The following is a 7,444-nucleotide window of genomic DNA, read 5'->3' on the forward strand; positions in this document are numbered from 1 at the left end:
ACCTGTAAACCATGTCCCCGGTCTCAAACGTAAAGGATGTACCCGGTCTTTACCCCGCCCAGCCCTCTCCCCCAAGGGGGCGAGGGGGAAAGGGAGCAGATCTTCATGCCGTTCAAACCTGAGTTCGACTGAAGGCTTTCAGGTCGATGTATCCCGCACATCCACCTCGGTCAGTTCCCTCTCCCTCTGGGAGAGGGTTAGGGTGAGGGCTTCTACGGGCTCACCGCCGAGGTAGTTGAATCTCCACCTTCAACCCACCCCACTCGCTTTCGCCCAACACCAAAACCCCGCCCCACGTCTCGACAATATCCCGCACAATCCCCAGCCCCAACCCGTGCCCATGGGTCTGCTCATCCAGCCGCGTCCCCCGGCTGAACACCTGGGCCCGCTGCGCCTCGGGAATCCCCGGCCCGTCATCTTCCACGCTCAGCACAAAACCTTCCGCCGTTTCGACCACACTCAGCCGCACCTCGGCATCGGCCCATTTGCAGGCGTTGTCCAGCAGGTTGCCGAGCAGCTCCAGCAAGTCCTCACGATCCCAAGGCAATTGCAGGCCCGGCGGTGCCACGTAACTCAACTCCAGATGCTCGCCATGGATCATGTTCAACGTCGACAGCAGCCCCGGCAGTTCTGCGTCGCAATCGAACAGCGCTCCCGGCAACGCATCGCCGGACAGGCGCGCACGATTGAGCTCACGGTTCAGCCGTTGCTGAACCTGCTCCAGTTGTTCCTTGAGGATCTTGCGCAGCTCCGGGTGCGCGTCGAGCCGTTCACTCGACGCCAGACTGAGCAGCACCGCCAACGGGGTTTTCAGCGCATGCCCGAGATTGCCCAGCGCATTGCGCGAACGCTTGAGGCTGTCTTCGGTGTGCGCCAGCAAATGGTTGATCTGCGCCACCAGCGGCTCCAGTTCCGCCGGCACTTGTTCATCGAGTTGTGAACGCTGGCCCTGCTGCAACTGGGCGATTTGCTCGCGGGCCTTTTCCAGCGGCCGCAAGGCGCGGCGCACGGTCAGGCGTTGCAACAACAGAATCAACAGCAACCCGGCCAGCCCGAGGCCGAGACCGATCTGGCGCATGCGCTGGAAGCTCTCGCGCACCGGCGTGTAATCCTGGGCCACGCTGATGGAAATCGACTGGCCGAGCCGTCGGTAGTCCGAACGCAGCACCAGCAATTGCTGGCCGTCCGGCCCCAGTTGCAGGTTGCTGTGCAGACCGGAGCGCTCGAGCAACGGCAGATCCTGATCCCACAACGAACGGGAGCGCCAATGGCTGTCGGCAAAATCGATGCGGAAGTAATGCCCGGAAAACGGTCGCTGATAGGCCGGTGACAAGTGCCGCTCATCCAGCTGCAAACCCTGCGGCCCGCGAACCAGCGCCACCAGCAGGCTCTCGCTGTCGTTACGCAAGCCGGCTTCGAGATAGCGCTGCAATCCCACCTCGAACAACCACAGACTGGTTTGCGCCAGCAGTACGCCGACGACCACCAGCACGCTGATCAACCCCAGACTCAAGCGGCGCTGGATCGATCTCACGAAGCCTGTCCGCCAAACAGATAACCCTGACCACGACGGGTTTCGATCACGCTCTTGCCGAGCTTGCGCCGCAGGTGATTGACGTGGACTTCCAGCACATTGGAATCGCGCTCGGTCTCACCGTCGTAGAGGTGTTCGGCGAGGTGGCTTTTGGAGAGGATCTGTTCCGGGTGCAGCATGAAGTAGCGCAGCAGACGGAATTCGGCGGCGGTCAGTTGGATGTCGGCACCATCGCGCACGACGCACTGACGGCCCTCGTCCAGGTGCAGCCCGGCGGCCTTGAGCGTCGGCTGATTGGCCTGGCCCTTGGAGCGGCGCAGCAGCGACTGGATGCGCAAATACAGTTCTTCCGGGTGGAAGGGTTTGGTCAGGTAATCGTCGGCGCCGGCCTTGAGGCCTTCGATACGCTCGGCCCAGGAATCGCGGGCGGTGAGAATCAGCACCGGAATCGTCAGACCGCCGGCACGCCACTGCGCCAGCACCTCAAGCCCTGGCACGCCGGGCAAACCCAGGTCGAGGACGATCAGGTCATAGGGCTCGCTGCTGCCCTGATAGACCGCATCGCGCCCGTCCGCCAGCCAGTCCACCGCGTAGCCCTGACGTTGCAGGCCGGCAAGCAATTCATCGGCCAGCGGTACGTGGTCTTCCACCAGAAGCAAGCGCATCGGTCAATCTTCCTTGTCTTTCACGAGTTCGCCGGTGTCGGCCTTCAGATGCAGCTCACGGGCCACGCCTTCGACGGTCAGCAACTCGACTTCATAAATGTAGACGTCGTGTTTTTCTTCCAGCTCGACTTCCAGCAGTTTCGCGCCGGGATAACGGTCCATCGCCTGCTGCAACACCTGCTCCAGAGGCAGGATCACACCCTGCTTGCGCAGATGGAGGGCTTCGTCGGGACCCAGGTCGCGGGCCATGGCCGTCGAGCAAAACATCACCAGCGCCAATGCCGTACGGCGGGTGGCGCGAACATTAACCTTCATTACGTATCCTGATGATCCTTGAGCACTTGCCCGCTCACCGCGTCCAGTTCCAGATCCCATTCCAGGCCCTGCGGATCACGCAGTTCGATCTGGTAGATGTACTTGCCGTACTGCTCTTCCAGCTCGGTGTCGGTGATCGTCGAACCCGGGTGTTTGGCCAGCGCGGTGGCGTTGAGCTTCTCGAAGGAGACGATAGTACCAGCGTCGCGCAGACGCAGGGCTTCATCCGGGCCCAGATCGCGGGCGTGAACGGTGCTGGCGACAAGGCCGATGATCGAGGCGAGGGTCAGGGCAGTCAGGGGTTTCATGGTGTCTCCGTATTTTTATGTGTTGCTACGGTCGGCACCTTAACGGTGCGAACTTAACTGAAACTGAATGGCCATCATTGGGCCTGCCCCTACTGAGCCCGGCAACATGTGCTTATAATCTTTCGCTTGCTAACGATCGAGACCGGTATGACCGCCATCCACATCAAGTTTCCCGCCCTCACCCTCAAGGCCGGCCCTCGGGCCATGGCGCGCATCCGTGCCCACGGCCTGAACGCCGCCGACGTCGGCACCCTGCCCGGTGCTGCCGGTGGGCCGAAGGCGCTGGGGATTCAGGGGCTGGATCTGGCGCTGTTCGGCGAGTGGCTGCCGGCGGCGCCGCGCGAGCGCTCGCTGATCGGTGCGTCGGTGGGTTCCTGGCGCTTCGCCAGCGCCTGTTTGCCGGACGCCGCCGAAGGCATTCGCCGCCTCGGTCATCTGTACACCGAGCAGAACTTCAACAAAGGCGTGACCATTGCCGAGGTCAGCCGCAGCTCGCAACGCATGCTCGACGACCTGCTCGACGGACGCGATGCCAGCCTTTTGACCAACGCCCATTACCGCTTGAACATCATGGTGGTCAAAAGCCACGGCGGGCTGGCGGACGACCATCGCGGCCGACTCGGGCTGGCACTGGGCTCGGTGATCGCCGACAACCTGCGGGGCCGCGCGCGGCTGTCGCGGCACTTCGAACGGCTGATCATCCACGACCCGCGCCTGGCACCGCCGGTACATGCGCTGAACGACTTCCCGTCGCGCTTCGTCGCCCTCGATGCCGGCAACCTGCGTCAGGCGCTGCTGGCGTCCGGCTCGATCCCGATGGTCATGGAAGGCGTGCGCGACCTGCCGGGCGCCGGTGCCGGCACGTTCCGCGACGGCGGCCTGCTGGACTATCACCTCGACCTGCCCTACAGCGGCGACGGCATCGTGCTCTATCCGCACTTCACTGACCGGGTGATTCCGGGCTGGTTCGACAAGACCCTGCCGTGGCGCAAAGCTTCGGTCGAGCGTTTGCAGGACGTGCTGTTGCTCGCGCCGTCCAAGGAATACCTGGCGCGCCTGCCCTACGGCAAACTCCCCGACCGTAACGACTTCAAGCGCTTCATGGGCGATGCGCCAAACCGGCAGAAATACTGGCGCGCGGCGATGGACGAGAGCCGCCGGCTGGGCGACGAATTCCTTGAACTGGCTGCCAATGGTCGCCTCGCCGAGCGCTTGCTGACCCTTTAGTCAGCACAGCCGGGAACAAGCTGATAAACTCGCCGCCTGCCCGAATTCGCTACGGCGAACGCCATCTGAACAGAGCTGAAATCACTGTGGAAATTTTCAAAGAGTTCACTTTCGAATCCGCCCACCGCCTGCCCCACGTACCGGACGGCCACAAGTGCGGACGCCTGCACGGTCACTCGTTCAAAGTGGCGATTCACCTGAGCGGCGACCTCGATCCGCACACTGGCTGGATCCGTGATTTCTCCGAGATCAAGGCGATTTTCAAGCCGCTGTACGAGCGTCTGGACCACAACTACTTGAACGACATTCCGGGCCTCGAGAACCCGACCAGCGAAGTGCTGGCCAAATTCATCTGGAATGAATTGAAGCCCCTGCTGCCGGAACTCAGTGCGATCCGCATCCACGAGACCTGCACCAGCGGTTGCATCTATCGCGGCGAGTAATTCCCGCGACACAAAAAACCACCGAGACCGGTGGTTTTTTTACGCCTATGCTTTTTGGCTCGAACCCGCCAAGAGGACAGGCTCATGACGGACTGGCTGCTGGATCAGGTCTTTGATTTCAACGGGCGACAGATTCGCCACGGGGTGCGCGGCGACGGCCCGCCGCTGGTGTTCGTGCACGGCACGCCCTTCTCGTCTTACGTGTGGCACCGCATCGCGGCGCTGCTGCGATTCCTCTGATCAACCCCGTCCCCCCGTGGCAACAGCTCTGCTCCCACATGGTTCGGTACGGCGCCCGATGCACTGCTTTCGCGCCGATCATCCGGCTCTCGTCTATAAATACCCGCAACATTGCGTTTGGCACGACCGCTGCAACCTCTTCGCGTCCTCCCCTTTTCAGCAAGGAACGCCCCATGACGCAAAACGATCCCGGCAATGATTACCCCCTCAGTGAAGTGCCGATGCACGCGCGCAAAGGCCTGGCCTCCACGGCGATGGTGCTGCTGGGGTTCACTTTCTTCACGGCGACCATGTTTGCTGGCGGCAAGCTCGGCGTGGCGTTCAACTTCGGCGAAATGCTCGCCGTCATCGTCATCGGCAACCTGCTGCTTGGTGTGTACGCCGCAGGCCTGGGTTACATCGCCTTCAAGAGCGGGCTGAATTCGGTGCTGATGGGACGCTTCTGTTTTGGCGAAGTCGGCAGCAAGCTCAGCGACCTGATCCTCGGCTTCACCCAGATCGGCTGGTACGCCTGGGGCACCGCGACGGCGGCGGTGGTGCTCGGCAAGTATTTCGACTTGAACGAAGCCACGGTGCTGGGGCTGATGGTGCTGTTCGGCCTGGTGTTCTGCGCCACGGCGTATGTCGGTTATCGCGGGCTGGAGATTCTGTCGTACATCGCGGTGCCGGCGATGATGTTGCTGCTGATGCTGTCGATGTGGGTCGCGACCGTGAAAGTCGGCGGCCTCGACGGTTTGCTCAGCGTCGTACCGACGGGTTCGCTGGACTGGTCGACCGCCATCACACTGGTGTTCGGCACCTTCGTCAGCGGCGCGACCCAGGCCACCAACTGGACGCGTTTTTCCCGTTCGGCACGGGTCGCGGTGCTGGCCAGCCTGATCGGCTTTTTCATCGGTAACGGCCTGATGGTGCTGATCGGCGCCTATGGCGCAATCGTCTACCAACAGCCCGACGTGGTCGAAGTGCTGCTGTTGCAAGGCTTTGCCATGGCGGCGATGGCGATGCTGTTACTGAACATCTGGAGCACCCAGGACAACACCATCTACAACTTCGCCGTCGCCGGCTGCAACCTGCTGCGCACCGGGCGCCGCAAGACCGTGACCCTGGCCGGCGCCGTGATTGGCACGGCGCTCGCGTTGCTGGGCATGTACGACATGCTGGTGCCTTATCTGATCCTGCTCGGCACGGTGATCCCACCAATTGGCGGCGTGATCATGGCGGACTTTTTCTTCCTCTGGCGCGGGCGTTATCCGCGTCTGGCCGACGCACGGTTACCGGCGTTCAACTGGCCGGGGCTCGCGGCTTACGCGGCCGGAACCGTCGCGGCGTTCGGCTCGCCGTGGGTCGCGCCGCTGGTCGGCATCGCCGTTGCCGCGTTAACGTATATCGCAGTGACCGGCCTGCTCGGCGCCCGCAACGCGGCCGCCCCTCTACAAGATCTATAAAAGGACTCGCCCGATGCACATCATCAACGCCCGACTGCGCAACCAGGAAGGTCTGCACGAATTGCACCTCGAAGACGGCCTGATCCGCAGCATCGCGCGCCAGACCGAAGCGCCGACCCTGGGGCCCGACGACCTCGATGCCGGCGGCAATCTGGTGGTGCCGCCCTTCGTCGAGCCGCACATTCACCTCGACGCCACCCTGACCGCCGGCGAGCCGCGCTGGAACATGAGCGGCACGCTGTGCGAAGGCATCGAGTGCTGGGGCGAGCGCAAGGTCACCATCACCCAGGAAGACACCAAGACCCGGGCCAAGAAAACCATTCAGACCCTCGCCGCCCATGGCATCCAGCACGTGCGCACCCACGTCGACGTCACCGACCCGCAACTCACCGCGCTGAAGGCGATGCTCGAAGTGCGCGAAGAAAGCCGCCACCTGATCGACCTGCAAATCGTCGCGTTCCCCCAAGAAGGCATCGAGTCGTTTCGTAATGGTCGCGAGCTGATGGAAGAAGCAATCCGCATGGGCGCGGACGTGGTCGGCGGAATTCCGCATTTCGAATACACCCGCGATCAGGGTGTCAGCTCGGTGAAGTTCCTGATGGACCTGGCCGAGCGCACCGGCTGCCTGGTGGACGTGCACTGTGACGAAACCGACGACCCGCATTCGCGCTTCCTCGAAGTGCTGGCCGAAGAGGCCCGCAGCCGCGACATGGGCTCCCTCGTGACCGCCAGCCACACCACCGCGATGGGCTCCTACGACAACGCCTACTGCGCCAAACTGTTCCGCCTGCTCGGGCATTCGGGGATCAGTTTTGTCTCCTGCCCGACCGAAAGCATTCACCTGCAAGGGCGCTTCGACAACTTCCCGAAACGCCGTGGCGTGACCCGCGTCAACGAACTGCTTGAAGCGGGCATGAACGTCTGCTTCGGTCAGGATTCAATCGTCGACCCGTGGTATCCGCTGGGCAACGGCAACATCCTGCGGGTACTCGAAGCCGGGCTGCACATCTGCCACATGCTCGGCTACCGCAACCTGCAAAGCGCGCTGGATCTGGTCACCGACAACAGCGCCAAGGCCATGCACCTCGGTGAGCGCTACGGTCTGGAACAGGGCCGACCGGCGAACCTGTTGATCCTGTCGGCGGACAGCGATTACGAAGTGATCCGTAGCCAGGGCCTGCCGCTGTATTCGATCCGCAACGGAAAGGTGTTGATGAAGCGACAGATGCCGGTAGTCGAATTCGTCTAAGGTGTAGAAGTGGGGCGC

The 7,444-nt window shown here is 62.7% G+C and carries 8 protein-coding genes and 1 pseudogene; 5 read left to right on the forward strand and 4 right to left on the reverse strand.

Features of this window, described 5'->3' with window-relative positions:
* Window positions 1–220: 220 nt before the first annotated feature.
* The 4 genes from QLG12_RS07070 to QLG12_RS07085 are packed head-to-tail and all read right to left on the reverse strand — an operon-like array spanning window position 221 to window position 2,822.
* Complete coding sequence (locus tag QLG12_RS07070) at window positions 221–1,534, reverse strand: sensor histidine kinase (RefSeq protein ID WP_127798925.1); 1,314 nt, start codon at window positions 1,532–1,534, stop codon at window positions 221–223.
* A complete protein-coding gene (locus QLG12_RS07075) occupies window positions 1,531–2,199 on the reverse strand; it encodes a response regulator transcription factor (RefSeq protein WP_011335105.1) in 669 nt (222 codons plus the stop codon). Before QLG12_RS07075 ends, QLG12_RS07070 begins: the two co-directional genes overlap by 4 nt.
* Before the next feature lie 3 nt (window positions 2,200–2,202).
* Entirely contained in the window at window positions 2,203–2,514 is a 312-nt protein-coding gene (locus tag QLG12_RS07080; RefSeq protein WP_197870015.1) for a PepSY domain-containing protein, read from the reverse strand.
* On the reverse strand, window positions 2,514–2,822 hold the full coding sequence (locus QLG12_RS07085; RefSeq protein WP_282474215.1) for a PepSY domain-containing protein: 309 nt from the start codon (window positions 2,820–2,822) through the stop codon (window positions 2,514–2,516). Before QLG12_RS07085 ends, QLG12_RS07080 begins: the two co-directional genes overlap by 1 nt.
* Before the next feature lie 147 nt (window positions 2,823–2,969).
* On the opposite strand from QLG12_RS07085, the gene QLG12_RS07090 reads away from it, so the two are divergent.
* From QLG12_RS07090 to codA, 5 genes and pseudogenes are all read left to right on the forward strand, one after another.
* Window positions 2,970–4,049, forward strand: a complete 1,080-nt coding sequence (locus QLG12_RS07090) for a patatin-like phospholipase family protein (RefSeq protein ID WP_282474216.1) — start codon at window positions 2,970–2,972, stop codon at window positions 4,047–4,049.
* An 86-nt stretch (window positions 4,050–4,135) separates the two neighbouring features.
* A complete protein-coding gene (queD, locus tag QLG12_RS07095) occupies window positions 4,136–4,492 on the forward strand; it encodes a 6-carboxytetrahydropterin synthase QueD (protein ID WP_007955941.1) in 357 nt (118 codons plus the stop codon).
* A gap of 84 nt (window positions 4,493–4,576) precedes the next feature.
* A pseudogene (locus tag QLG12_RS07100) lies at window positions 4,577–4,711 on the forward strand (alpha/beta hydrolase); the annotation flags it as partial.
* Window positions 4,712–4,905: 194 nt separating this feature from the next.
* On the forward strand, window positions 4,906–6,177 hold the full coding sequence (gene codB, locus QLG12_RS07105; RefSeq protein ID WP_282474217.1) for a cytosine permease: 1,272 nt from the start codon (window positions 4,906–4,908) through the stop codon (window positions 6,175–6,177).
* A 13-nt stretch (window positions 6,178–6,190) separates the two neighbouring features.
* The gene (gene codA / locus QLG12_RS07110; protein WP_282474218.1) at window positions 6,191–7,426 is read left to right on the forward strand and encodes a cytosine deaminase; all 1,236 of its coding nucleotides are present in this window, start codon (window positions 6,191–6,193) and stop codon (window positions 7,424–7,426) included.
* Window positions 7,427–7,444 lie beyond the last annotated feature (18 nt).

It is taken from the genome of Pseudomonas sp. V88_4, assembly GCF_029967985.1.
Classification (GTDB): Bacteria; Pseudomonadota; Gammaproteobacteria; order Pseudomonadales; family Pseudomonadaceae; genus Aquipseudomonas; species Aquipseudomonas glycinae.

Bases quoted from the DNA above. Each gene is read 5' to 3' on its own strand.
- QLG12_RS07085 (WP_282474215.1), bottom strand. From the start codon at position 2,822: ATGAAACCCCTGACTGCCCTGACCCTCGCCTCGATCATCGGCCTTGTC.
- QLG12_RS07075 (WP_011335105.1), bottom strand. From the start codon at position 2,199: ATGCGCTTGCTTCTGGTGGAAGACCACGTACCGCTGGCCGATGAATTG.
- QLG12_RS07080 (WP_197870015.1), bottom strand. From the start codon at position 2,514: ATGAAGGTTAATGTTCGCGCCACCCGCCGTACGGCATTGGCGCTGGTG.
- codB (WP_282474217.1), top strand. From the start codon at position 4,906: ATGACGCAAAACGATCCCGGCAATGATTACCCCCTCAGTGAAGTGCCG.
- codA (WP_282474218.1), top strand. From the start codon at position 6,191: ATGCACATCATCAACGCCCGACTGCGCAACCAGGAAGGTCTGCACGAA.
- QLG12_RS07090 (WP_282474216.1), top strand. From the start codon at position 2,970: ATGACCGCCATCCACATCAAGTTTCCCGCCCTCACCCTCAAGGCCGGC.